Annotated in this window: 18 protein-coding genes; 8 read left to right on the top strand and 10 right to left on the bottom strand. The window is 44.2% G+C overall.

Going from position 1 to position 23,246, the window contains the following annotated elements:
- Window positions 1-13 precede the first annotated feature (13 nt).
- Window positions 14-1,171 carry a GGDEF domain-containing protein gene (locus VER99_RS18380; RefSeq protein ID WP_020335077.1) on the bottom strand — a complete coding sequence of 386 codons (1,158 nt, stop codon included), beginning with the start codon at window positions 1,169-1,171 and terminating at the stop codon, window positions 14-16.
- A 407-nt stretch (window positions 1,172-1,578) separates the two neighbouring features.
- Here VER99_RS18380 and VER99_RS18375 point away from each other — a divergent pair, with 407 nt between their 5' ends.
- Window positions 1,579-2,919: an MATE family efflux transporter gene (locus VER99_RS18375; RefSeq protein ID WP_020335078.1), complete on the top strand. Its 1,341-nt coding sequence runs from the start codon at window positions 1,579-1,581 to the stop codon at window positions 2,917-2,919.
- 190 nt (window positions 2,920-3,109) lie between these two features.
- Here VER99_RS18375 and VER99_RS18370 read toward each other — a convergent pair whose 3' ends face one another.
- Both VER99_RS18370 and VER99_RS18365 read right to left on the bottom strand, forming a co-directional pair.
- Entirely contained in the window at window positions 3,110-8,536 is a 5,427-nt protein-coding gene (locus VER99_RS18370; protein WP_020335079.1) for a PASTA domain-containing protein, read from the bottom strand.
- Between the two features lie 377 nt (window positions 8,537-8,913).
- Window positions 8,914-10,593 carry an RluA family pseudouridine synthase gene (locus VER99_RS18365; RefSeq protein WP_020335080.1) on the bottom strand — a complete coding sequence of 560 codons (1,680 nt, stop codon included), beginning with the start codon at window positions 10,591-10,593 and terminating at the stop codon, window positions 8,914-8,916.
- Between the two features lie 149 nt (window positions 10,594-10,742).
- Between VER99_RS18365 and VER99_RS18360 the strand changes: the two genes are divergently transcribed.
- A complete protein-coding gene (locus VER99_RS18360) occupies window positions 10,743-11,546 on the top strand; it encodes a Cof-type HAD-IIB family hydrolase (protein ID WP_020335081.1) in 804 nt (267 codons plus the stop codon).
- Window positions 11,547-11,630: 84 nt separating this feature from the next.
- On the opposite strand, the gene VER99_RS18355 is transcribed toward VER99_RS18360, so the two are convergent.
- The 6 genes from VER99_RS18355 to VER99_RS18330 form a co-directional block, all read right to left on the bottom strand.
- Window positions 11,631-12,728: a GGDEF domain-containing protein gene (locus VER99_RS18355; protein WP_020335082.1), complete on the bottom strand. Its 1,098-nt coding sequence runs from the start codon at window positions 12,726-12,728 to the stop codon at window positions 11,631-11,633.
- Window positions 12,728-13,192: a putative pterin-binding protein gene (locus VER99_RS18350; protein ID WP_014233467.1), complete on the bottom strand. Its 465-nt coding sequence runs from the start codon at window positions 13,190-13,192 to the stop codon at window positions 12,728-12,730. The genes VER99_RS18355 and VER99_RS18350 overlap by 1 nt, the downstream gene beginning before the upstream one ends.
- A gap of 401 nt (window positions 13,193-13,593) precedes the next feature.
- Entirely contained in the window at window positions 13,594-14,433 is an 840-nt protein-coding gene (gene fghA / locus VER99_RS18345) for an S-formylglutathione hydrolase (RefSeq protein WP_020335085.1), read from the bottom strand.
- An 89-nt stretch (window positions 14,434-14,522) separates the two neighbouring features.
- On the bottom strand, window positions 14,523-15,671 hold the full coding sequence (locus VER99_RS18340) for an S-(hydroxymethyl)glutathione dehydrogenase/class III alcohol dehydrogenase (RefSeq protein ID WP_020335086.1): 1,149 nt from the start codon (window positions 15,669-15,671) through the stop codon (window positions 14,523-14,525).
- A 271-nt stretch (window positions 15,672-15,942) separates the two neighbouring features.
- A complete protein-coding gene (locus VER99_RS18335; protein WP_020335087.1) occupies window positions 15,943-16,692 on the bottom strand; it encodes a class II aldolase/adducin family protein in 750 nt (249 codons plus the stop codon).
- Window positions 16,693-16,704: 12 nt separating this feature from the next.
- Entirely contained in the window at window positions 16,705-17,307 is a 603-nt protein-coding gene (locus VER99_RS18330) for an HD domain-containing protein (RefSeq protein WP_020335088.1), read from the bottom strand.
- 177 nt (window positions 17,308-17,484) lie between these two features.
- Here VER99_RS18330 and VER99_RS18325 point away from each other — a divergent pair, with 177 nt between their 5' ends.
- Window positions 17,485-18,354 carry a LysR family transcriptional regulator gene (locus tag VER99_RS18325; RefSeq protein ID WP_014233472.1) on the top strand — a complete coding sequence of 290 codons (870 nt, stop codon included), beginning with the start codon at window positions 17,485-17,487 and terminating at the stop codon, window positions 18,352-18,354.
- 130 nt (window positions 18,355-18,484) lie between these two features.
- Here VER99_RS18325 and kdgR read toward each other — a convergent pair whose 3' ends face one another.
- Window positions 18,485-19,267, bottom strand: coding sequence for a DNA-binding transcriptional regulator KdgR (gene kdgR / locus VER99_RS18320; protein WP_014233473.1), 783 nt, complete (start codon window positions 19,265-19,267; stop codon window positions 18,485-18,487).
- 254 nt (window positions 19,268-19,521) lie between these two features.
- On the opposite strand from kdgR, the gene kduD reads away from it, so the two are divergent.
- From kduD to VER99_RS18295, 5 genes are all read left to right on the top strand, one after another.
- Window positions 19,522-20,283 (top strand): 2-dehydro-3-deoxy-D-gluconate 5-dehydrogenase KduD, encoded by a 762-nt coding sequence (gene kduD / locus VER99_RS18315; protein ID WP_014233474.1) that lies wholly within the window; start codon window positions 19,522-19,524, stop codon window positions 20,281-20,283.
- Between the two features lie 18 nt (window positions 20,284-20,301).
- Entirely contained in the window at window positions 20,302-20,862 is a 561-nt protein-coding gene (locus VER99_RS18310; RefSeq protein WP_049794699.1) for a YgjV family protein, read from the top strand.
- A 59-nt stretch (window positions 20,863-20,921) separates the two neighbouring features.
- Entirely contained in the window at window positions 20,922-21,557 is a 636-nt protein-coding gene (locus VER99_RS18305) for an RpiB/LacA/LacB family sugar-phosphate isomerase (protein ID WP_020335090.1), read from the top strand.
- Window positions 21,558-21,633: 76 nt separating this feature from the next.
- Entirely contained in the window at window positions 21,634-22,563 is a 930-nt protein-coding gene (gene kdgK, locus VER99_RS18300) for a 2-dehydro-3-deoxygluconokinase (RefSeq protein WP_020335091.1), read from the top strand.
- Between the two features lie 11 nt (window positions 22,564-22,574).
- A complete protein-coding gene (locus VER99_RS18295; RefSeq protein WP_020335092.1) occupies window positions 22,575-23,198 on the top strand; it encodes a bifunctional 4-hydroxy-2-oxoglutarate aldolase/2-dehydro-3-deoxy-phosphogluconate aldolase in 624 nt (207 codons plus the stop codon).
- Window positions 23,199-23,246 lie beyond the last annotated feature (48 nt).

Below are 23,246 nucleotides of genomic sequence, written 5' to 3'. Positions count from 1 at the left end.
TTCGCTCGACGAGCTAATAAACCTCTCCGATTTCTGGTTGGCGCAACTGTTGGGTGCTCAATTCTTCCAACTGCACACAATCTTCATAGTAGGCGTACTGATTTTTACCGGTGTGTTTTGCTACATACATGGCTTTATCTGCACATCGAATCAGTTCCGATAAGTCGTTTGCATCTTGTTTATAAATCGCCGCCCCGACACTCATCGTGATTTCATTAATGAGGTCGTAATCTAGAGAGCGGTTTGAGAATACATTAACAATGCGTTTTAACACTTCGTCCAAACTTTCTTTGTCAGGCACATCGTGTAGTAGCAGGACAAATTCATCACCGGCAAACCGAGCGATAGAATAATCATTCTTCGGGGGAGTGTGGCCAGCTAAGCGAGCACTCTCTTTCAATCGAGATGCAAATGTCTTTAGAACGTGATCACCAACGTCATGGCCATAGTTGTCATTGATGAGTTTAAAGTTGTCGAGATCGAGGAAGATAACGGCGGTCAAACCTTTGGTTTGATAGCGATCGACTTCGCTCAGTTTTTGTCGTGCCCAAGTTTCAAAGCTCCAGCGATTGGCCAAACTGGTCAATTGGTCAAAATAGGCCAGTTCTTCAATGCCTTCTCGATAGAGGACTTGAATGTAATTCAGAACCTTGGCGTAGTAATAAGAAAATGTATGACAAACAAAGCTAATCGCAATCAATGTCAACATAAACCGACGTTCAATCATAGGAGTGGCGGTTGGCAATCTATCCAGAAATGCGATGCCGAAAAAAATAAAGAGTATGTAGGTACAGCTAAAGAGAAGCCCAACTTTAAACTCGTTGATAAGAATGAGGGTTGCGACAATTGGATACAGCCACAAAATTTTTCCTGAAGGCGCATCATTAAACAGTAGTAACAGCAAACCTTCTAGCATGAGTACTGCGCTTAAAAGTAGATCGGCATACTGGTGATGTTTTTGTACTTTTATCATGTAGCAAATTGCAAAGCAGGCAAGCGCAGATAAAGCATGGAGCAAACACAGCCCCCAGTGCTTCTCAAATGCTTGAACAATCGCACCATAGACTAGACAAGTGGCGGCGATGCTTGAACATATAAAAACAATCTTCTTTTTTCTCGTTGCGCGGATATCCGCCATCTCTTCTAAGCGTGCCCCTGCCAATGTCGACATCTTGTATCCCTAACTTTATAGTTTTAACTCTATTCTAGTTGTTAACTGAGCGATAGATAGAATAAAAGTTCGGCTAACTGTGAAGTAAATCATTTTGAATATGGCGATGAGTAATTGAATTAAAAGTAGATTTTCGAGGCGATGATGATGTTTCACGTTGGTCATACGCTCTTCAGCTATTGTTTTTTGTATACGTCGAGAAAGTGCCTTTCATATCGTCAATGAGTGACCGTGAGATAAGAAAAATATTACTCATTTCGACGAAATTTTGTTGCTGTTGTGACCGGGATGCGAATAAAATTTGCGCATATCAACTTTTCGCCCATTTCAAGTATGAATGGCTATTTTCTTAAACTGCTTCACAGTTTCCTGTGAAGCAGTTTTTCATTGTGTGAAGGTTTACAACTATGCCTAAAAGCCAGAACATCAACCAGCGCATGTCCATCGTGACACTCGCTTGGCCGATACTCGTGGAAATTTTGCTAAGGACGGCTTTAGGAACCAGTGATGTATTTATGCTGAGTGGTTACTCAGACAAAGCGGTATCAGCGGTTGGGGTTATTACCCAGTTGACGTTTTTTCTGATCATTGTTTCAACATTTGTGAGTAGTGGAACGGGCATCTTAATTGCACAATACAATGGCGCTGACCGTGAGAAAGACTCGGTTGATGTTGGTGTCGCGAGTGTTGTGCTGTCGGTGATTGTAGGTATTTTCCTCAGCGTGATAGCGGTACTTGGTGCGATATTCTTTTTGCCATATTACGGCCTTGAAGCCCAAGTGGAAGAATACGCGCGCAATTACTTGTTGATCAGTGGCTCGCTGACATTCAATGTCACCATTGGCATCGTGCTAACCACGATTCTGCGTAGTCACGGTTTTTCGCGCTCACCAATGGTGGTTAACCTGCTCAGTGGCGTGCTTAACATTGCAGGTAACTACATCGCGTTGTATCAGCCGTTTGGTTTACCCGTTTATGGCGTAGAGGGCGTTGCCGTTGCGACCGTCGTGAGCCAAGTCGTAGGTACATTGATGTTGTTGGTGGTTGTGGCGCGTTCGAGCATCCAGTTACCCATGTCGACCATGAAAAAAGTGCCGGCGGACATCTATAAAAAGATTTTGAAGATTGGCGGCATGAATGCGGGTGAGGTGTTGTCTTACAACATTGCGCAAATCTGTATTGTGTACTTTGTGGTACAGATGGGCACGGCTTCGTTGGCGGCATTTACCTATGCGCAGAATATTGCGCGTTTTTCTTTTGCTTTTGCACTGGCGATTGGTCAGGCAGCGCAGATTCAAACCGGTTATTACATTGGTAAGGGCTGGGTGACCAGCATCCTGAAGCGTATTCAGATTTATTTCTTGGTGGGCTTTGTTGCTTCTACCGTTGCCACGACCGTGATTTACTTATTCCGAGAAGACATTCTCCGCGTGTTCACTGATCAGCCTGAAATTCTTGCTCTTGCTGGCTCATTGGTTCTGGGGTCGATCCTGTTAGAAGCCGGACGTGTGTTTAACCTGATCTTCATTGCTGGTTTAAAAGGTGCGGGCGACATTAAATTCCCGGTGCAAATGGGTATCGTAAGTATGTGGGGTTTAGGCGTGTTGTTCTCTTACGTGCTTGGTATTCACATGGGCTACGGTGTAGTGGGAGCCTGGATGGCAATCGCTTTGGATGAATGGGTTCGAGGCATCATCATGGCAAGACGCTGGCGTTCACAAGTGTGGACGAAATTTAAAGTCAGTTAAATGCGTCATAGCCGATAGTGGCAAAGACTGAGTCGGAATATGCTTGGTCTGGAATTCAAAAAAAGGCACTGAATTCAGTGCCTTTTTGCTGTTTCTCTGCCAAGAGTATTCAATATCAACGGGCTAGCAAATATAAGGGCGTTATAGAGCGTTCATTCTTTCTATAGCCCAACCTTTATCCATACTCAACCTAGTTTGTTTGAAAAAACAAATTTACGGCAGACCCTAAAATTGCTTCAGAGGACGCAGTTGGACTTTGGTTTGTAACAGTAGCATTGGCTAGGGTATCTGCGTTAGTTGGGCTAATTGTCCCCAATTCTAATTGAGCGTTTTCAATTGCAGTGATTGCCTCGTTATAACTCAAACCAACTAAGTTCGGAACATCGGTGGTCGCCAGAGTGAACGTTACGTTAATAGAACCACCGTCGCTTATTGTCTCACCAGCCGCTGGAGTTTGAGATGATACCCGAGCAGCGACCTGATCAGCTGCGTCCTCAGGTGATACATCACCAAATTCTAGTCCCGAATCAGCGAGTAGATTCGACGCGTCAAAATAGGTGAGCCCCGTTAAATCCGGTACTGTGACAGCGCCATCCGAGATAACAAGATCCACGCTTGTTTGCGTCGCTTTTTTCGTACCAGCGTCAGGGGACTGGCTTATCACACTGCCGGATGGCACGGTAGTACTCAATTCTCGGCTCACCTCACCTAATCTAAATTGGCTCTCTCGAAGTATTGAAACTGCGGTTGTAAAATCCAAGTTCGTTACGTCTGGAACTGTCACATTTTTAGGCCTACAGAACCCTTCGAGGTTATTTTCGTCGATATCTGTATTATTTAGAATGGCTGCCGTTACCTTAGAATTGACTTTTATCTCTTTATAACTACTGGATACGGTGCCTGTCAGAATCTGCTTCTCGGCCGTAAAATCCTCGGTATTCATAGTAAAGTCTTTATCATTAGGTAAGTTGGTGTAAGAGGCTGTTTCAAAGTAACTAAAAGCATTATGCCAAGCTCGTGCATATGAGCCGTACTTCATTAAACGTACTGCTGAAAAGCCTTGAGCAACAGGCTTACCTGTCTCATACCAACGGCTATCGTGTCCGACTACTCGTTCGCTAATTACCCACTTTTCTTCTTGTGGTTGACCATTCACTATGGTGGTTAAGCTTAAGTTTAAGTTACCTTTTAATTTACCTTTATTGTCGACATCTAATCCATCTGAAGCGACTACGGTCTCAACATAAGTAAACTTGACACAAATATCTTGAGGATCGAGTGGATCTGTTCCCAATAGTATTTCATCGTTATCAGACAGCTCAAATATGTCCCCATCGGTATTTGGATCTATGGGATTAGTCGCAAATTGTTTTTCCAATGAATCTGGGAGGCTGTCTAAATCTGAATCAAAAGCATTTGGATCAGAAGTGTAAATGTTGGTTCGGCTTTGGTTTACGATTCGTACAGACCAACCTTTAAGCTCATCCCCATCAGATAAGCCATCATCATCTGAATCAGCATCATTTGGATTAGTAACGTATAATCCCGGCGCTTCGCTGTCCTCTGAAGCAACATCATTGCCGCCTGCCGCCATTGGGTTCGCTGGGCTACCCATTACCTCATCATAATCAGAAACAGTGTCTCCATCGGTATCTGATTTCCCTGGATGAGTTGAAGGATTGCTATAGTACTCTTGTGCATCAGACAATCCATCGCCATCGGTATCTGGTGATGTTGGAGATGAAATTGCTTGCTTACTTTGCTGAATGCCTGGAAAGCCAAGTGCAGTACTAACCAGTTCCCAATTTACTTCAACGCCTTGTGCCTCTTCGAGATTAGCAACACCATCAAAGTCTTGGTCTCCAATATCATCGTTGTCACGTACCGTTGGATCTCCAGCTAAACGAATTTCGTCACCATCATTCAATGTATCTCCATCGGTGTCAGCAGAAAGTGGGTTAGAAGTACATAACACGTAGTACTCATTACCATTGGTTGGAATAGTACATGAACTTGGCTCTTTTTCTTCTGTAGTAGTTTGAGAGATTGGGAATCTCAACTCAACATAATAACCGCGCACCTCTTCAGAGTCCGAGATACCATCCCCATCTGTATCCTGTTTCAGTGGATCGGTTCGACCACCACCGATGACATTTCCTTCGCTATCACGGTTGACTTCCAGTAAATCGGCAAAATCGCGTTCTAGTTTAAGGTTGCCGTCCGAGTCCAACTCGAATTCACCAGTGAGTTCATCACGTTTAAACAGCTTACGCTCATATTCTTCGTAATCACTTAAACCGTCGTAGTCAGAATCCAAGGCATCGCAGCGCGATCGTGCTTCATAACTATCACCAGTTTTTAGTTGCACCATCCAGACTTCATCACCGAGCAAAGGTTCTCCACTAGCATCAATTGCTATTCCATCAGAGTTGCGTCTGACTCCAAGGACTTCAAACCTGTCATCTAATAAGTCGTTGTCTGTATCTTGGTCGGTAGCAGGATCAACTGCAGAACAGCCATATAAATATTCAGCCCGATTTGGCAGACCATCTTTATCTTCATCGGCATAGTAGGCTAAGCGTACGCCGCGATTCGATTTCAGAACTAGATCTGAAGGGAATAAATCGCCTCGGGGTAGTACTGAACCATCTGGCTGGATAACCCCCCAGCCTTTTGCTACATCACATTTATCTCCAGATGCAGAAATGGCTTTTGTGCCTCGAATGCGGTACATGATGGTCCCGTAGCTACAGAGTTTTGTTGCATAGCTATTAAACAGTTCATCTGCTGTTAGTGACTCTGATGGATTCGTATCCTCGTCATATTGAACTAAACCAAGTACATTGTTTAGCACGTCAGAGAAACTAGCTCCGAGCATTTTGCCTTCGGAATCAAAAATAACTCGTTTATCTTGCGTGACATCAAACCCGTAATTCACTGCAACTCGATAGCGCTCAGGGTTATCTGATAGACCATCTCCATCCAAGTCGACACCGCCAAAGTCGAAAATTAAAGGTGCAGTTCGTTCGGCGACTTCTTGAGAAGTAAACGCATATCGACGGCCATTCTCATCCTGAATTTCGTAGTTGGCTACTTTGAAGATCACTCCGCGTGGGTTCGCCATTAGGCTTTCAACAACGCTTGGGTATATTGTGTCTTCTTTAAATTCTATAGGGCCTCTTGCAGGAATCAGTGGGCCTAAAGAGAAAGAAAGTGAGGCATCGGCGGCTGGGACTAGGGTTGCAATTGGAATCAGTACTGCTGGATCCCCCTCGTTCGGTACTAATGCCGTAACAATGATGTTGGTCACTGTAAAGGCAATATCATTCGTTGATTTGATATAAATCGGTACGGATATGCTTGCACTTTCTACGACGCGTGTCACTGTCTCTCCGCGTACAACTTCTTGGTTAGTTTCCAATGACTTGGCATATTCGCGCGTTGATGCCTCACTTGAGGTTCGAGAAACGCTAGAAGTCCAACTGTTGTTTGTACTTAATTCTTGGCTTAGACTGAGCTTCCATTCAGGTACAAGGGATGTCGCTTTAAATCCTAGCTCTTGTTGGAAGCCCAGCTTAACATCGAAGCTATGTGAGCTACTGTCAGACTTACTGTATTCACTTGATCGTGTTTGGGTTAGAGTCGTGCTGACGGACTCTGTTTCGCCCCTAGTGGTACTACCTTCTTTGGTTACATCGAAACGATAATCAAGCTGAAGGTTTATATTACCGACTTCGATATCCAGTTGTGGGAGGTCGGAAATGCGAGGGTTTCTATTTACTGTGATTTCATAGAAATCATCCAACTGATCGCCATCAGTATCAGCGAATAATGGAGAAGTGCTGAAGCTGTTGAATTCCACTCCATCCGTTAATCCGTCACCATCTGAATCTTGATTAAATGGGTCAGTGTAAATTTCGTTGAGTTCTTGATAGTCACTTAGGTCATCGTAATCGGTGTCTCTATTTCGAGGGTCTGAACCATAGCTCCTTTCTTCAAAGTCGCTAATTCCATCACCGTCGGTATCGAACAGATCAGGGCTACTTGTCACCTGTTTGCGTACTTTATCTCCAGTTAACGTAATATATTCCACTTCATAACCGGAGAGCTCGTCGTTATCAGTAAGCCCATCACTATCTGAATCTAACAAAGACTGATTGTCTGTGGGCGTACCTGCGAATAACGCTGTGTTGGCACTTAGAAAACCTCCGGCAGTAAATGAGTTATCCAGCTCCTGACCATAGGTATCTTTTACGTTTACTGCGGTAATACGATACGTCAGTTCATTTTGAGAACGCGTTTGAAGTAAAACTGAATTTCGATCGTTGGACAGATATTTAGCGCTGACAATGCTTAGTGTACCTGCTTCACTATTGACATTTTCTTGTACGATAAAATAGTTACCAGGGTCTTCGACACTTGATGACATGGGTTTGCTAAAGCTTACAACCACAGTTGTATTGCTGGTTGAATTAGCACCGATTAAACGAGGTAACTCCAATACTGTCGCTGGATCCGATTCACCCGCGTAGATTGTTGTTACGGTATTAGCGGTGTTAGTTGTATCAACGACATTGCCTTTAGGATCTTGTACACCTTCTACGACAACGAAATATTCAACTCCCACTTCTTGCGGTAACGTCGTCAAAAGCACCTGCGTGTTGTACTGATTCAATACGGCATCAGTAATGGCGAGCTGAACGCGATTTTGCTCCTGGCATGGGCTTTCCGCAACTTGGCAGTAGTAAACGGTGTAATTGCTTGGGTCTCCAGCGTTGTCAGAAACCGCTTCATTGAAGGTGAGTACAATTGTCGTAGGCCCGGTCGTTTCAACTCCTTTTACTACTGGAGGAGTTGTATCAATCGGGTCAATGCCAAAGAAATTCTGAATTGTGTAGTTCGGATCTATTCTCTTTTTTTCTGGTGAGGACCAAACATTAGTTACTTTGACCCGATATTGAATATTGTCCTGAGAGCTTGTTGTGAGAATAACCGTTGAAGTGTCAGAGCCTAAAGTGGCTTGTAACACAGTTAGCCCTCCGACATCGACTTCTGGTGTGCTGTCATCGGCTGCGACAATTCGGTAAAATTCAATAGTTTCTACTGAAGTAGACATATCATCACTAAAGGTCAGAAGCACTTGTGTGTTTGAGAGTGAGATAGCTGTTAATAGTGCAGGCTCTGGGCGAAGAGAACCCTTGAACTGGACAGAGTTGTTAGCCGCAGCATTGGCGTATGAAACAAAAAACGCCGAAACAGATTGAGAAGCTAACTTAGAATCCTCGGATTTCAGAGTTAGCGTATAGTTATTCTCTTGCTGAGCTGTGGTCGTTAAAATTATCTGTGAACCACTTTCGTCAATAAAACCGTCGGTAACTTGCAGTGTTGTACCAAACTCATCGACGATCTCGTAATTGCTCGGATCCTCAAGATTGGCAGAAGGGGGCCCTTCAAACGCAAGTGCGACGTAATGATTGCTTAGTGCTTCAGCACTCAGAAGAGTTTGTGGTTCTACTGAGGAGGCTTCATCTGCTGATGAAGATGAGTCCTTACAACCCGAGGCTACGAAACACAAGAAAATGATTGCTATAAGAATGGTGCGGGAGCTGCTGTTCATGCTGCTTCTCCGATAGGTTTATATGAATTAACACAACGTGTTTGTGTTAATTCATATTTTTTGTTGATTAGCGAACTACCAACCTACCAATGAAATAGACAGCACTTTCAAGCTGGCAACGGGATATTACCTTCGATCCTAGCTGCATATTTTTTGAGCTCAATGTTGCTTAATATTAAAAATTGTAACAAAATGTAATTTTAAGTTGATTTATTGTTAATTTTTATTTATTTAGGGCGCTGATAAAAAACTCAAAAAAATTATTTTTTGGTATATAAAAAGGTAGTAGCTGTTATTCACTACTAGAGTAATTTCTCATCACTATAATGAACTTGTTGCAAAAATGAATCATATTATCAATCAATAGCTTGGTAAGTTCAAAACTCACAATCGGCATGGAAGCTCATGCGCTCTTTGCTGTATGGATGATCCAGTTCCAGCATTTCTGCATGCAGGTGTAAGCGATTCGCCTTTTCGCCATACAGGCCATCGCCGACCATTGGCATATTTAACCCCATGTGATGAGCGCTATGGACACGCAGTTGGTGGGTACGGCCAGTTTTAGGGTACATATACACCTTGCTACGGCCATTTTTAACTTCAATCAACTGCCAGTGCGTCTCCGCTGGTTTACCATGCTCAAAGCAAACCAATTGGCGCGGGCGATCTTCTGGGTCACCACGCATAGGTAATGAGATATCACCCTCGGCATCACTAAGTTCACCTTCCAGCAGAGCCATGTAGCGTTTTTGTACGCCACGAGCCATGAACTGCTTCTGTAAGCTTTTATTCGCGCGTTTGGTCAGTGCAAACACCAAAATGCCTGATGTCGCCATATCTAAGCGATGGATGACAAAAGGCCCTTCAACGTCAGGGAACATTGCCTGTAGCCTTGTGTACGCCGAGTCTTTGATGGTTTTGCCCGGAACAGACAGCAAACCTGATGGCTTGTTTACTACAACCATGGCTTCGTCCTGATAGAGAATTTCCAGTTCTTTGTCTTCTGCCCAGTTTTCTGCCAGCGGGTTGGGTTCGACGTTCATACCTTGCAGCATGTGGCCTAGTATCGGTTGGCACTTACTGTTGCACGATGGGTAAAACTTCTTGTGCTGGCGCACTTCTGACTTTGGTGATTCCCCCCACCAGAACTCGGCAAGCGCCAGCGGTTTAAAGCCATGTTTAAACGCGTACTGAAGCAGTTTCGGGGCAGCACATTCACCTGCGCCTGCTGGTGGCACCGGATTCGTGGTATTGGCAAAAATATCCACTAAATCGCGTTCTTCGCCTAAGTCGTTAAGAAACCGGTACTGTCTGTGCAGTTTATGCTGTAACGCGTTAGACAGTGTTTTTCGGCGCTCTTTAAGTTCTGAAAGTTCATGTTTTAAAGTGGCTAAACGCTGCTCTTTCACTGCCAGTTTTTCATCCCACGCCATCTTGAGGTATTTGAGCGCATTTTTCTCGGCCACACTTTGCTTACCCAAGTCGTCTAACAACGTCTTTAGTTCATCGGGACCTAGTGTTTGCTCACCCTGTTTACGCTGCAGTTTTCGATTCGCGCGGCCGTCTATCATGATTTGGCGTTGCGCCTGTTCTTCTTGCTGGTATGAAGCGCGATCGGCTTGAATCTCTGCTTTGAGCTCAATTAATTCGGGGTTATCTGCACACTGCTTGTATTCGGCATTGATTGCATTGATGGCGTCGGTTTCAGCGCGGAAAAAACCTTCATCTGTCAGCATGTCATACACTGGTGGTACAAACCCAGGCAACAAGTTTTGATCGGCGATCTTGCCGGAGAAAGCACTGAGATACCCTAGCTCACCTTGTTGATTTTGTACCAAAAGCACGCCGAACATTTTCCCTCGTCCCGCTTGCTTATCCTCTAACCCAAAGTCATGCTCAAAGTCATTTTGCGTGATTAAGTGCAGTTGCAGTTGTTCAGCGGCTAATACGCATAGAGGATGCGGTGTGTAATAGAACGGAAACGTAAACTGCTCTGGTAACTCATAACCAGAAATATCAGCAGTAAAACGAGTAAAGCAATGTCCAGGCGAGTGCATGATGTGTATCCGCGCGAGTAAAAATTTGAGCGAGGATTGTACCTGTTTGAATCAGGATTACTATATTAACAACTATACTTGAGATTCACTCACGATCCTGTACCTTAAACGCTATCGCTGTTTTCCTTCCCTAATTAGAGTTTTAGTTCATGTCACAAGCTAGCATTAAATTTATCGCCTCCGATATGGATGGCACGCTACTCGATCAGTACGGTCGTTTAGACCCAGAATTCTTCGATGTCTTTTTACGATTAGAGGAACAAGGTATTTTGTTTTCGGCTGCCTCTGGTCGTCAATATTATAGCTTGCGTGACACTTTCGCTCCGATTCAGGATCGCATTCTGTACGTGGCAGAAAATGGCACTTTGGTGATACACAAAGATAAAGAACTCTATAGCTGTACCATTCCGAAACCTGAAGTAGCAGAGATAATCAAAGCGGCGCGCGGCATAGATGGGGCACACATTGTTCTGTGTGGTAAGCGTTCGGCTTATATCGAAATTCAGGATCAAAAAACGTTGGAAGAGTTTCAAAAGTACTACCATCGCTGTGAAAACGTCGACGATTTGCTTCAGGTTGACGATGAGTTCATTAAAGTTGCGATCTGCCATTTTGACGGTTCAGAAGAGTTAGTCTTCCCGACGATGAACGGCCAGTTTGGTGACTCACATAAAGTCGTTGTTAGTGCCAAAATCTGGCTAGATGTGATGAACGCAAAAGCTTCTAAAGGGGCGGCAATTCAGTATCTTCAACAAACCATGAATTTCACACCTGCAGAGACGATGACATTTGGTGATTACCTAAATGATTTGGAAATGCTGCAAGTGAGCGAGCACTCTTATGCGGTGGCCAATGCTCATGAAGAGATTAAGAAAATCGCCCGTTTTTCTGCGCCAAGCAATCAGGAATCTGGTGTCCTCACTGTGCTGAAAGAAAAATTTCTGAACAACTAGTCGCGCAGACTCACCCTCAGTTGTAATGAAAAGCCCCGCTTGTTGAAGAGCGGGGCTTTTGTATGTTTGAGATGTCACTCTGTTCTATCTTTGGAATTTCATCTTGTACATGCGTTTATCTGCGATATTGATAAGGAAGTCGATATTATCGCTATCCATCGGATACCGCGCGATACCAATACTGGTCGAAAGTTGATGATCGTTTTCTGTTTTTAGTACCGGGTCATCAAACACGGCATTAATATGACGCTGTATTTCTTCTTCGCTGATGGCTTTGTCCTGAACGACGATGGCAAACTCATCACCACCCATTCGGTAAGTGGTAAAATTATTGATCTCCATCGACTTTAGCCGGTTAGCGATAGCTCGTAAAACTTTGTCGCCAGCTTGGTGTCCGTGAGTATCATTAATTTTTTTAAACCCGTTTAAGTCCAGGATACAGAGATAAAACGTGTTTTTTTGTTGCATGTTTTTTCTAAGCGTCACAAACAGCGCGCTTCTGTTGCCAAGTCTTGTCAGCGGATCGCTGAGTGCTAGTTTTCGGTGGAAACTTGATTCGCGGTAAAAGAAATAAATAAGAGAAAGTGTCGACAACACAAAAGTCGCAAACAACATATATTGCGCTTGTACCAGTCGCTGTGTTTCACCTTTTTGTGCTTCATATACTTTGCTGGTGAGTCGGAAGTTTTGATTCACAAAATCCACTAAGTCTAAGTACAGCGTCTGGGTTGAGCGATAAAACTGGGCTGCCGCCTGACGATCTCCGTTGCTCGCCTCGACAAGAAAAGGCTCAAGGTCCTTGAATTGTTCGAAGAGTTCTAAAAAATACTGCTGAATATTGTTGCGAGAAAAGAAAGTGTACGCATCATCGCTGTTGATGAGTAAGTCAAAGCGGCTCCAGGCGAGCTCATACTGTAGCTCTGCGCCATTTATGTCCTGTATGTCTTCATCAAGCCGACGAGCTTCTCCAACTAGTTCCGACAGCTCTTTAGACAGCTGAAACAAAAACCACGTGGCTTGTTTTTGCTCGTTAGTAAAGTTTTGCGCTAATGCACGCGTTTGTTGAAGTAGCACGACATTCGCGAGTAATAAAGAGGTAGCAAAGACGAACAGCAGCAGTTTGCTGAGTGTTGTGTATCGCCACTTTTGGGGCTTGAGTGGATAGGTATCTGATAATTTCATTATTTCTTTATCAATTTAATTTCATTCACCTGCCAGACCATTTGGGCATGATATGCGGATCGATTTAGCTCTGGGTAAAGGTTCAGCGGATATACAACCCAATATGGGCCTTTGTCCCTGATTTTTATGTAATGTTTATCTTTTTGATAGGCCAAAATCGGCTCATATCTAACGATATCTGGTCGCGTTACGGTCGCGTGGTAATTGTTTAAACCACTGATATCGATTTGCGCTGGAATATCACCATATACGTAAGTGAGTAAGTCACTCAGCTTTACTCCAGTAAACTCAGACTCCCCTTTACTCCAAGGTAACTCGGTGGTGTAAGTGGTTTCTGGCAACGATTGAATGTCTTCTAATTCCAATGCCACACTGGACTTTTGCGGACCGTTACTAAATGAAACGGTATGTGCAGAAATAAAAGGGGCAAAACACAGCAAGCCTAATACGAGTATCTTTTTCATTCTATTCATTTTGGAGTTTTATGCTTTTACTGAGCTAGAGAAAGCGACGCTAGCCGTGATTTATTTAAGGTTTCGATGATTTGAATAAATGGATAAGGTTGCAAAAATATATCTTGTTTGAAAAGTAACCTTACGCTTACTTTACGTCAAGGCTATTACGTGACTTCTTAAATAAATGAACGATGAAATGCAGGGATTAGAGGAATATTAGGACTCTTAGCGTATTTTAAGTACTATTCAATAAAAATCGATATAATTATCAATTAATAAATATTAGAAGAAAATTAACATTTTCAATTCAATTTTAAAATTAATAATATTTCTGAATAACGAATAGATATTCAAAAAAGAATAAAGCCACCTTTTTGGGGTGGCTTATTATTATGTTACTTATTAACAACTTACTCGAACAAATACTTGGCATGAAAGTTCAAATGGTCATCAATAAAGCTCGAGATGAAGTAATAACTGTGATCATAACCTGGCTGCATTCGAAGCGTTAGTTCTGAACCATGCTTATTCGCCGCCGCAACGAGAAGTTCAGGTTTAAGTTGTTCACTCAGGAACCCGTCTGCGTCGCCCTGATCAACCAGAATAGCCAATGGTGATGGACCTTGTTTCAGCAACTCACTCGCATCATATTGTTTCCAGTTTTCGATATCGGTACCTAAATAAGCGGTAAACGCTTTTTGGCCCCAAGGACACTGAATAGGGTTACTGATAGGGCTAAATGCTGAAATTGAGCGATACTGATCGGCATTTTTTAAGCCGATAGTCAGTGCACCATGCCCGCCCATGCTGTGGCCAGAAATAGACTTCACATCAGAAACCGGGAAATTGTTTTCGATGATTGCTGGTAGTTCTTTCGTGATGTAGTCATACATGAAGTAGTGCTGTGACCAAGGTGCCTGAGTTGCATTAAGATAAAAACCAGCACCCTGACCGAGGTCGTAATTTTCATCATCTGCCACACCTTCGCCACGAGGGCTGGTGTCTGGGGCAACAATGGCGATGCCAAGTTCGGCAGCCATACGAAATGCGCCAGCTTTCTGCATGAAGTTTTCATCGCTACAAGTGAGACCCGATAGCCAGTAAAGCACTGGTACTGGGTGGGACTTTGTCGCGTTTGGCGGCAGGAAAATAGCGAATCGCATTTGGCAATTCAGTGAACTAGATTCGTGAGTGTATTGTTTGTGCCAGCCACCAAAAACTTTGGCCTGACTTACGTTTTCTATCATCATGAATAAACTCTTAAGAAGCAGAAATTAGATTCAACGGCAGGACACCGTTAATACAATAAGGCTCTCCCTAGGGAGAGCCTGCAGAGACATTATTTGTCCATGTGAATCACGCTACGGATACTCTTACCTTCATGCATCAGGTCGAACGCCTCGTTGACGTCTTCAAGTCCCATAGTGTGAGTAATGAATTCTTGTAGACCGAATTCACCTGCCATGTATTTTTCTACAATTTCTGGAAGCTCAGATCGGCCTTTTACGCCACCGAACGCACTGCCTCGCCATACGCGGCCAGTTACCAGTTGGAATGGGCGGGTAGAGATCTCTTGACCTGCACCAGCTACACCGATGATGACTGACTCACCCCAGCCTTTGTGACAGCATTCAAGAGCCTGACGCATCACGTTGACGTTACCGATACATTCAAACGAGAAATCAACGCCGCCATCTGTCATTTCAACAATGACTTCCTGAATTGGCTTGTCGAATTTCTGAGGGTTAATCACATCGGTTGCGCCAAGCTGTTTCGCAAGATCGAATTTACTCTCATTGATATCGATACCGATGATGCGGCTAGCGCCAGCCATACGTGCACCAATGATTGCAGACAGACCGATGCCGCCTAGGCCAAAGATGGCTACTGTGTCGCCTTCCTGAACTTTTGCTGTATTCAGTACTGCGCCCATACCGGTAGTCACACCACAGCCAAGTAGACATACTTCTTCCAGAGGTGCTTCTTTGTTTACTTTCGCTAGTGAAATTTCTGGTAGTACAGTGTACTCAGAAAACGTCGAACAGCCCATGTAATGGAAAATTGTTTCGCCATTGATTGAGAAGCGGCTTGTGCCATCTGGCATTAGGCCTTTACCTTGCGTCTCACGTACAGCCTGACAAAGGTTCGTTTTGCCTGACTTACAGAACTTACACTCGCCACATTCTGCTGTGTAAAGAGGAATAACGTGATCACCAACTTCAACACTAGTCACGCCTTCGCCTACCATTTCAACGATACCGCCACCTTCGTGACCAAGAATCGCAGGGAAGATGCCTTCTGGATCGTCACCAGATAGCGTGAATGCGTCCGTATGACAAACGCCAGTTGCCACGATACGGACTAAAACTTCACCTTTTTTAGGCAGTTGTACATCCACTTCTTCCATTTTTAATGGCTCGCCTGCCGCCCATGCGACAGCCGCTTTAGATTTGATCGATGTTTGACCTGGTTTGATTTCAAGTGCCATTGGATTTCCCTTATCTAATCAATAGGTAGGCGTAGTAGTTAAGCGTAGCTGAGCTTTCGCTTTTCGCCTGTAGTTTTATTTATGCTCATTTTATCTATTTCATTAAAAATGATAATCCGTCGTTTATGAAAATGATTTTTACATATAAGTAATAATAAGAGTGTTAAACCGGATAGAAGACAAAAGGATTTTTGATGACGACAGGTGTGCTTTGGGGCAAACAAAAAAAGCGCTTATCATGTTTATGATTCAGCGCCTTTTTCTTTATTGATCAGTCTTTGTAGCGTGGGTCGATTCGGTCCAGTTTGCGCAGTAACGCTGGCCATACGATGGAACCATTCACGCCTTGTGTTTTCACCGCTTCAGTTATCGAGCTGACAATCTTGGATTCAATGTGAATGAGCTCACTGCCTCCCGATTGTGCGGCTAATTGGATTTGGCAGGTGGTTTCCAAGGCATACATAGACAAAAATGCATCCGCTACGGTTTTGCCTACCGTTAATAGCCCATGATTGCGCAGCACAAGGAAAGTTGCCTCTCCCAGATCTTGCTGCAAACGAGGTTGTTCATCTTCTCTTACTGCGACGCCTTCATAGTCGTGATAAGCCAATGACGACAGCACATAAGTTGACTGTTGACTGATTGGCAAGATGCCATTTTTCTGCGCGCTGACCGCGACACCAGCTCGCGTATGTGTATGAATAATACAACCCACATCATGACGCGCCTCATGGATACAGCTGTGGATGATAAATCCAGCGTGATTGACGGAGTGAGGTGTGTCTTGCAGCTTATTACCATCCTGATCGATTTTGATAAGGTCAGAGGCGGTAATTTCATCAAACATCATCCCGTAAGGATTGATCAGAAAATGATGCTCAGGGCCTGGAATTCGTACACTTATATGGGTAAAGATTAAGTCGTCCCAGCCGAATTCTGCGACCAGTCTGTAGCATGCGGCTAATTCCACACGTAACTGCCATTCTTGTTCGCTAACTTGATTTCTCATTGATGAATTCATGATCGCCTCTCCCTATTCTGCTGCTATTTTGTCTTGAGCTTGTTTGTAAATCGAACGAACGGGACGCTCAAATACCTTGCGGATCATCGGCTCAAAGAATTCTAGCGGTAGGGTGTCTAATTCAGGATCAAAGGCTGGCGCGTCATATTTACGCACAAACTCCAGGGTGCGTTGGTAACAAGGATGATCGATGTACGCTTTGTGCATCTCTCTGTCCATATTCAAGTGATGGAAGAAGTAATATCCCTGGAAAATACCATGATGTTTGATCATCCAGTGATTCTCTTCACTGACGAAAGGCTCGAGGATTGTGGCGGCGATATCTGGGTGGTTGTACGAACCCAACGTATCGCCAATATCATGCAGTAGCGCACACACTACGTACTCGTCATCCTTACCATCTCGATAGGCGAGTGTTGCACATTGGAGGCTGTGTGTGAGCCGATCAACCTGAAAGCCACCAAAATCACCATCAAGCAATAAAAGGTGTTTGATGATTCTGTCTGGTAATTCTCCCGCATAATCAACAAATTGTTCCGCGATGATCTTCCAGTCTTGTGCTGTGCCATGTTCCATATGAGTAAAACCAGCTAATGGGGTATTGTGCTTGGTCATTCTTCTGTCCTACTTGTGGATTCAGACGCTATAAAAACACAGCTCATGTTTGCTCAATGTTAAATCGTTTACATTTAATTAACTTTTTGTATTGAGGGGTATAGATAAAGGGAAGTTTCTCCCGGTCAGAGTTTGTGTGACAATGTTGTCGTTAAATGATTTGACGGGAACAGAGAAATGGCGAATTGGGAAGGTGTTACTGAGTTTGTAGCCGTTGCAGAGACAAACAGTTTCACTGGCGCTGCAAATAAACTTAAAACATCGGTTGCACAGATCAGTCGTCGAGTTTCCGCGCTAGAGCAACGTTTAGCGGTGAAATTGCTGCATCGTACCACGCGTAAAGTTTCTCTTTCTGAGGCAGGTCAGCTGTATTATCAGCAGTGTAAGCACCTGTTAGAAGGACTAGAGTTAGCCGAGCTTGCCGTGACTCAAATGCAGGCAGAGCCAAAAGGCATACTGCGGGTGACGGCTCCGGTTACCTATGGAGAAATGAACCTTGCGCCATTATTGCATCAGTTCTTAGAGAGGCATCCTCAGGTGAATCTCGACTTGATTCTGACCAACCAGCGACTCGACTTGATAGAGAAAGGGGTGGATGTGGCCATACGCCTGGGGCGATTACAAGACTCAAGTATGATTGCTAAGCGCCTTTCTTCACGCCAAATGTATGTCTGTGCGAGCCCTAATTATCTGGAACGATTTGGCGAACCCCATACACTATCAGAGTTAGGGCGTCATCAGTGTTTGGTGGGTTCTGTCGATTACTGGCATTTCAAAGAGCAGAACCGAGAGAAGTCGTTGCGCGTCTCTGGACGGATCAAATGCAACAGTGGTTTCGCTTTAGTGGATGCGGCAAAGCGTGGGCTTGGTTTAGTGCAGTTACCGGATTATTACGTTCAAGAGGCGTTAGATTGCGGTGAACTCGTCGAAGTGCTCAGTGATTACCGGGACGATCGTGAAGGTATTTGGGCGCTGTATCCACCAAGTCATAAACTATCGCCTAAAGTTAGATTACTCATCGACTTTTTAGCGAAAGAGTTGGCGTGATCAGCGCATCAGCTGCCGAAGCGTTACATAAGGTAAATTGCGAAATTTAATCGCCCTCTCAACATTTATAAAGTAGGCAATAAAGATTTATAAAGTAGGCAATAAAGCAGCCGTCTAGCTGCTTTCCAGACTATGCGGGGTAGTTATGATATCCCAAGTGCTCGGAAATATTTTTGCCTGCTTGATGCAATAAGCCAACATACTCTTCCATTCGTTCTTCTTCAAAGCGAATAACAGGGAATGAGATAGACAGAGCAGCAATGATTTGACCAAAGCGGTTATAAACCGGCGCTGCGATACAGCGAAGGCCAGGTTCTTGCTCTTCGTTATCTTCTGCAAAGTGTTGAGCGCGCACTTTTGCCAATTCTTCTAGCACTTGTTCCGTGTTTTCTAGCGTTTTTTCAGTGTGCTTAATAAATTCTACACCGCTTAACACCTCACGGACGAAGCTTTCATCGCGCTCAGAAAGTAGAACTTTACCAATAGCAGTACTGTAAAGAGGGTTACGGCGACCAATGCGCGATTGCATGCGTAGGTTGTAGCCAGAATCGATTTTGTGGATGTAAATGATGGCATTGTCATCCAGAGCACCCAGGTGCAAGGCTTCATTGGTTTGTTCTGAAATATGACGCATTTCTTTGTCGGCCAGTTCAATCAGATCAACATACTCGAGCGATTTTGATCCCAACTCAAACAGCTTGAGTGTTAGTGAGTACTTATCGTCTTCACCTTCTTGCGATACGTAGCCTAGTGACTTCATTGTTTGTAGAAAACGGTATGTTGTTGCTTTCGACATCATTAGTCGTTGGGAAAGATCGGATACACCGATGGATTTTTGCTCCCCTAGTGCTTGAAGAATGTGAAACACTTTCAGTACTGATGAAACTGCTTCAGGTTGATTTGAGGTTTTCATTGATGTCCTTGTGAATTTTTTGTTTGCTTCATTATATCTTATAAAATCTGTAGCACTAGTATTTATAAAATACCTTTTCAATAATTTGGAATTAAATTGGGGTTCGGTGCAGAAAAATTGGATCGTAATCTATTTTTTGAAACGTCTTTTCAAAAATAATTGAAACTAATTTCTTTTTTATTCAGTATATGTGTGTAGAAAGTGACATGGCCAGTCGCCAAATCACGAATTATCTAATTATTGAGGAAAAAGACATGATTCTTGATTCATTTAACCTTGAAGGCAAAGTAGCCATTGTTACGGGTTGTGACACTGGTCTTGGCCAAGGTATGGCGCTTGGTTTAGCAAAAGCCGGTTGTGATATCGTGGGCGTAAACATCATTGAACCGACAGAAACTATTGAGAAAATTGAAGCCGAAGGCCGTAAATTTGTTGATGTTCGCGCTAACCTAATGACGCTGGATGACATCCCTTCAATCGTTGATCGCGCAGTCACAGAGCTGGGCCGCATTGATATTCTGGTAAACAATGCAGGTATCATCCGTCGCGAAGATGCGATCGAGTTTTCTGAGCAAGATTGGGATGACGTAATGAACATTAACATCAAATCGGTGTTCTTTATGTCTCAAGCCGTTGCAAAGCAGTTCATCGCTCAAGGTGAAGGTGGCAAGATCATCAACGTCGCATCTATGCTGTCTTTCCAAGGCGGTATCCGCGTTCCTTCATACACTGCCTCTAAGAGCGGCGTGATGGGTGTTACGCGCCTAATGGCGAACGAATGGGCAAGTCACGACATTAACGTGAACGCGATTGCACCAGGTTACATGGCAACAAACAACACCGCTGCTTTACGTGCTGACGAAGAGCGTAACGCTGCCATCCTTGAACGTATCCCTGCTGAACGCTGGGGCTTGCCTGAAGATTTAGCTGGCCCTTGTGTATTTTTGGCGTCAAAAGCGGCTGACTATATCAATGGTTACACGATCGCGGTTGATGGTGGCTGGTTAGCTCGCTAATCGATTTGTGAGAAGTTGATTGTGGATACTGCAACATTAGCGCAAGTAGTAGGGTTTATTAGTTTTGGATTGGGATTCTCCGTCTTTTACCAAAAAAATGATAAACGCCTAAAAATCTTGATGCTGATATTTAATCTCAATCATCTTCTCCATTTTTTATTGCTTGGTTCAATGACCTCAGCGCTTGGGGCGTTCCTGTCGACAATCAGAACGACCACAGCAATATTTGTTTCGTCGAAGCGAATTGCTGCTGCATTTATTGTTATCAGTTTAGTTAGTGGTTATTGGGCTGCTGAGCAGTGGCGTGACATTTGGCCTATTTTGGGAACGATTATCGGGACCTACTCTGTATTCTGCTTGTCGGGAATTCAGATGCGCGTGGGCTTTTTGATTGGTGCTTGTTGTTGGCTGACCAACAATATTCTGGTGGGTTCTATTGGGGGGACACTGCTGGAAATGACCGTGATCGTTATGAATTCAATGACAATTTACCGTTTATATCGCCAGCGACTGGAGCCAAAGCTTCCGCCTTGTGTGAAGACGCTACAAACTGATCAAAATCAGCTTGAAAGGTCATAGATTCTAAGAATTTTGTTTAAGAAACTTTTTGAATGCGGTTTGTACCGCAGGAGTAACAGATGAAAATTGCACTAATGATGGAAAACAGCCAAGCCGCGAAAAATGCAATGGTGGCTGGTGAATTAAACACTGTAGCGGGTGGTCTTGGCCACGAAGTATTTAACGTTGGTATGACTGATGAAAATGATCATCATCTAACGTACGTCCACTTAGGTATCATGGCGAATATCCTAGTGAACTCAAAAGCAGTAGATTTCGTGGTAACGGGTTGTGGAACTGGCCAAGGCGCGCTGATGTCAAGCAACCTACACCCGGGTGTGGTTTGTGGCTACTGCCTGGAGCCATCTGATGCATTCCTGTTCAACCAAATCAACAACGGCAACGCTATCTCTCTAGCCTTCGCTAAAGGTTTTGGTTGGGCTGGTGAACTGAACGTGCGTTACATCTTCGAAAAAGCGTTCACTGGAAATCGTGGTGAAGGTTACCCTATCGAGCGAGCAGCGCCTCAGCAAGCTAACGCTGCGATCTTGAACGACGTAAAAGCCGCAGTCTCTAAAGATGTGGTTGAAGGCTTACGTGCCATCGATCAAGAGCTAGTGAAAACGGCTGTTGGTAGTGCGCAATTCCAAGAGTGCTTCTTCGCACATTGCCAAGTGCCTGAGATCGCAGAATACGTGAAGTCTCTACTGGACTAATTACTTAATTTATCGGGAATTAAGTACAAGCCAGCCATTGTGCTGGCTTATTTTTTGTACCACTAAGGAGGCTCCCATGAACCCAATCAGTCGCGTCGCTATCATCGGTGAATGTATGGTGGAGCTAAGGAAACATCATGGCGTGCTACAGCAAGGTTTTGGTGGTGATACCCTCAATACTGCTGTTTACCTGTCTCGTTTAACCCAACAACATGGCGTCGAAACATCCTATGTGACTGGGCTGGGACTCGATCCGTTTAGCCGCGAAATGCTGACAGCTTGGCAGGACGAAGGCATCAACACCGACATGGTCTACTTCTCTGAAGATAAATTGCCGGGCATTTATGCGATTGAAACCGCGGACGATGGTGAACGAAGTTTCTTTTACTGGCGTGAAGACGCTGCAGCAAAATATTGGCTACGCGAGCAAAACTTTGAATCTTTGGTTAAAGATCTTTGCCAACATCAAATGATTTATCTGAGCGGTATCAGTTTAGCTATTATCGCTGAAGAGCATCGTCAAACGCTGATCGACCTGTTGGCTGCCTGCCGTAAGGAGGGCGTTACGATAGCGTTTGATAACAATTTCCGGCCAAAACTTTGGCCAAGTATAGAGTTGGCTCGTCGTTTCTACTCGCAAATTCTCAGTGTTACTGACATGGCATTTTTGACTTTTGATGATGAGGTCATGCTATGGGGTGACAAAGAGGAATCTGAAGCCATTAATCGTAGCAAAGGCTTTGGAGTGAAAGAGATCATTGTTAAGCGCGGCGCGGACGACTGTTTTGTTGTGACACAAGACCAACAGCACTCCGTTGCGGCATTGAAAGTAGACGCTGTGGTCGATACGACGGCAGCTGGCGACTCTTTCAGTGCAGGTTACCTTGCAAAACGCATTCTAGGCGGAGACGTTGCTGAGTCTGCGCTGGCTGGGCACAAAGTGGCTGGTTCTGTTATCCAACATCGCGGTGCAATCATTCCAAGCGAATCGATGCCGACTATTTAAGGAACGATGAAATGAAAGACCTAAATCAACAACTTTCTGAAATTAAAGTAGTCCCTGTTATTGCAATTAAAGATGCAAGCAAGGCTGTAAAATTGGCTCAGGTATTGGTTGAAAACGGCCTACCTTGTGCTGAAGTCACGTTTCGTACTGAAGATGCGGCACGCGCGATCAAGAATATGCGCGACGCGTACCCAGAGATGTTAATTGGCGCGGGCACTGTCCTAACCAGTGCTCAGGTGGATGAAGCGATTGAAGCTGGTGTCGATTTTATTGTTAGCCCGGGCTTTAACCCAACCACCGTTAAATATTGTCAGCAGAGAAACATCGCTATCGTACCTGGTGTAAATAATCCAAGCCTGGTTGAACAAGCGATGGAAATGGGCCTTCGTACCCTTAAGTTTTTCCCTGCGGAGCCATCGGGTGGCACCGCAATGCTTAAAGCACTTTCAGCGGTATACCCAGTTAAATTCATGCCAACAGGTGGGGTAAGTCCTAGTAACGTAAAAGATTACTTGGCCATTTCTTCTGTATTGGCGTGTGGTGGAACCTGGATGGTGCCTGGCGATTTGATTGACAACGAGCAATGGGACGAACTGGCGTTGTTGATTCGTGAAGTTGCAACAATTATTGAATGATTTATACCCTGCTAAGCCTGAAAACTATCGTTGATAGTCAAAAAAGCT

It is taken from the genome of Vibrio natriegens NBRC 15636 = ATCC 14048 = DSM 759 (assembly GCF_035621455.1).
Lineage (GTDB): Bacteria > Pseudomonadota > Gammaproteobacteria > Enterobacterales > Vibrionaceae > Vibrio > Vibrio natriegens.
Note: the sequence above shows the minus strand (reverse complement) of the source record. Positions and strands in the feature narration are given on the sequence as shown.

Bases quoted from the DNA above. Each gene is read 5' to 3' on its own strand.
- VER99_RS18350 (WP_014233467.1), bottom strand. From the start codon at position 13,192: ATGAAAAAGATACTCGTATTAGGCTTGCTGTGTTTTGCCCCTTTTATT.
- VER99_RS18295 (WP_020335092.1), top strand. From the start codon at position 22,575: ATGAAAGACCTAAATCAACAACTTTCTGAAATTAAAGTAGTCCCTGTT.
- VER99_RS18330 (WP_020335088.1), bottom strand. From the start codon at position 17,307: ATGACCAAGCACAATACCCCATTAGCTGGTTTTACTCATATGGAACAT.
- kdgR (WP_014233473.1), bottom strand. From the start codon at position 19,267: ATGAAAACCTCAAATCAACCTGAAGCAGTTTCATCAGTACTGAAAGTG.
- VER99_RS18375 (WP_020335078.1), top strand. From the start codon at position 1,579: ATGCCTAAAAGCCAGAACATCAACCAGCGCATGTCCATCGTGACACTC.
- VER99_RS18325 (WP_014233472.1), top strand. From the start codon at position 17,485: ATGGCGAATTGGGAAGGTGTTACTGAGTTTGTAGCCGTTGCAGAGACA.
- VER99_RS18355 (WP_020335082.1), bottom strand. From the start codon at position 12,728: ATGAAATTATCAGATACCTATCCACTCAAGCCCCAAAAGTGGCGATAC.
- VER99_RS18305 (WP_020335090.1), top strand. From the start codon at position 20,922: ATGAAAATTGCACTAATGATGGAAAACAGCCAAGCCGCGAAAAATGCA.
- VER99_RS18380 (WP_020335077.1), bottom strand. From the start codon at position 1,171: ATGTCGACATTGGCAGGGGCACGCTTAGAAGAGATGGCGGATATCCGC.
- VER99_RS18335 (WP_020335087.1), bottom strand. From the start codon at position 16,692: ATGAATTCATCAATGAGAAATCAAGTTAGCGAACAAGAATGGCAGTTA.
- fghA (WP_020335085.1), bottom strand. From the start codon at position 14,433: ATGATGATAGAAAACGTAAGTCAGGCCAAAGTTTTTGGTGGCTGGCAC.
- VER99_RS18340 (WP_020335086.1), bottom strand. From the start codon at position 15,671: ATGGCACTTGAAATCAAACCAGGTCAAACATCGATCAAATCTAAAGCG.
- kdgK (WP_020335091.1), top strand. From the start codon at position 21,634: ATGAACCCAATCAGTCGCGTCGCTATCATCGGTGAATGTATGGTGGAG.
- kduD (WP_014233474.1), top strand. From the start codon at position 19,522: ATGATTCTTGATTCATTTAACCTTGAAGGCAAAGTAGCCATTGTTACG.
- VER99_RS18365 (WP_020335080.1), bottom strand. From the start codon at position 10,593: ATGCACTCGCCTGGACATTGCTTTACTCGTTTTACTGCTGATATTTCT.
- VER99_RS18360 (WP_020335081.1), top strand. From the start codon at position 10,743: ATGTCACAAGCTAGCATTAAATTTATCGCCTCCGATATGGATGGCACG.
- VER99_RS18370 (WP_020335079.1), bottom strand. From the start codon at position 8,536: ATGAACAGCAGCTCCCGCACCATTCTTATAGCAATCATTTTCTTGTGT.